This is a genomic window from Acinetobacter sp. YH16042, from assembly GCF_013417245.1.
In the GTDB taxonomy this organism is placed as follows: Bacteria; Pseudomonadota; Gammaproteobacteria; order Pseudomonadales; family Moraxellaceae; genus Acinetobacter; species Acinetobacter amyesii.
The window spans coordinates 1-1,893 of record NZ_VPEJ01000102.1 but is presented as its reverse complement, the minus strand read 5'-3'; the positions used below and the strand labels follow the sequence as shown (position 1 = coordinate 1,893).

At 40.9% G+C, this 1,893-nt stretch carries 2 protein-coding genes; both read left to right on the top strand.

Features of this window, described 5'->3' with window-relative positions:
* The first annotated feature begins 191 nt into the window (after positions 1-191).
* Positions 192-1,145 (top strand): MobQ family relaxase, encoded by a 954-nt coding sequence (mobQ, locus tag FTV37_RS17270; protein WP_180004498.1) that lies wholly within the window; start codon positions 192-194, stop codon positions 1,143-1,145.
* Positions 1,142-1,612, top strand: a complete 471-nt coding sequence (locus FTV37_RS17265; RefSeq protein WP_179997526.1) for a hypothetical protein — start codon at positions 1,142-1,144, stop codon at positions 1,610-1,612. Before mobQ ends, FTV37_RS17265 begins: the two co-directional genes overlap by 4 nt.
* Positions 1,613-1,893: the final 281 nt, after the last annotated feature.

Below are 1,893 nucleotides of genomic sequence, written 5' to 3'. Positions count from 1 at the left end.
AAACCACTCAAGCATAAGGCCCTATGAATTGAAATTCAAGCGGGCTATATGCTATCGTGTTTTTCATGAAATGCGCACTTACGACTTGGATTTCATCCAAGTCAAAGTTTGCGTAAGGGGATTCCCCTTAACCCCAAAAAATTGCTACGCAATTTTTAAAAGCAAAAGCAAAACCATCACAAGGCTAAGGCATGGCAATTTATCACTGTACGACCAAGACCATTAACCGAAGTTCTGGACGAACTGCGGTAGCATCTATGGCCTATCGTGCAGGAGAAAAATTGACAGATGAACGGACAGGATTAACGCACGACTTTACGAGAAAAGAAGGTGTGGCTTATACCGAAATTATCTCGAACTTAGATACTCAAATTGATCGTGCCGAACTCTGGAATCTGGCGGAAAAAATGGAAAACCGCAAAGATGCCAGAACCGCTAGAGAATGGGTTATTGCTTTACCTGATGAATTGGACGAAGAACAACGCAAGGAACTCGCTAAAGACTTCGCCAAGTCCTTAGTAGATCGCTATGGGGTGGTCGCAGATTTAGCGATTCATGCACCCAGCAAAGGTGGAGATGATAAAAACCATCATGCACATATCTTGCTAACAACTCGCAAAGCAGAATTGGACCCTGAAAATAAATTAGTCCTTACTCAAAAAACGGAAATTGAACTAAGTAACACCAAAAGAAAAAGCCTAGGCATGGGAACAAGCCAGGAAGAAATTAAACAGATTCGAGCCACCTGGGCAAACTTAGCCAATCATGCTCTGGAATATGCAGGGTATCGGGAAAGAATCGACCACCGCAGCTATGCCGATCAGGGCAATCAGCTACAAGCCACCATACATGAAGGCAGCAAAGTCACCCAGATGCGTAGGAAAGGCATAGATACTGAGATCAGCCGTTTCAACGACACAATCAAACAGCAGAACAGCCAGCAGCTCCAATACCAACAACAGCACAAGGAAAAGACCTTAGAACAGGGTTTTAACCGTGTTGAACAAGGGTTTGAGCAATGGAAGAAAGATCAAGAAGCTAAACGCCTAGAACTGGAACATAAAAAGCGGTTAAAGCTACAGCAAGAACAAGCTATGAAGCTGAAACAACGCAAAAGCATGAATAGAAATGGGCCTTCCCTATGAGCAATCAAAACGATTTAGACGACCAGTTATATATTTTATTAGCTTCGATGAAGGAATACAGGGAAGCCATAGCAGACGATAAGAAGCGATTAGAGACATTTTACACCCAAGTAGCTAGTGGGGTACTAGATAAGGCTGAAAAGTCACTACAGGAGACAAATAAACAAGCTATAGGGGCATTAAAGAGCCGTATTGAGGAGTTAGATAAAGCAACTAGCCGTCTTAACTATCAATTTATTGCCGTGTTTGCCAGCGCCTTTGTAGCGTTGGTAATGGTGCTGTTCTTGGCGTTATTTTTATTTGTCCCAAGTATGGATGAAATCCAGCAGCGCAGATCGGAAGTAAACAACCTGAAAAAATACAGTTTAGATCTATCAAAATGTGATGGGAAAACATGCGTTAAAGTGATGACAAAACAATGTGGCTATGGGAAAAATGGCGATTATTGTGTGATTGACCCTAAATAATTGCCGCTGGTACTTTGCTCTGCTCCTCCCAAACCTATCAGATATTTAGTGTCGCAAAGTGGCTCGACTTTGAAACATGGCAAAAGCCATATTTCAAAGCATCGAGCTAAATTTTGATTTTTTATGTCATATCAATTTGCAAAGAATAAAGGCACTCTTAGATACTAAAAAAAGGAATTAAAAATGAGAAAACATTTGATTTTCCTAAGTTTTATAGTAATGGTTTTCATTTTAGCTTCGGTCAGTACGATCGAATAAGATCAGAAAAAAAGGCAAGAGAT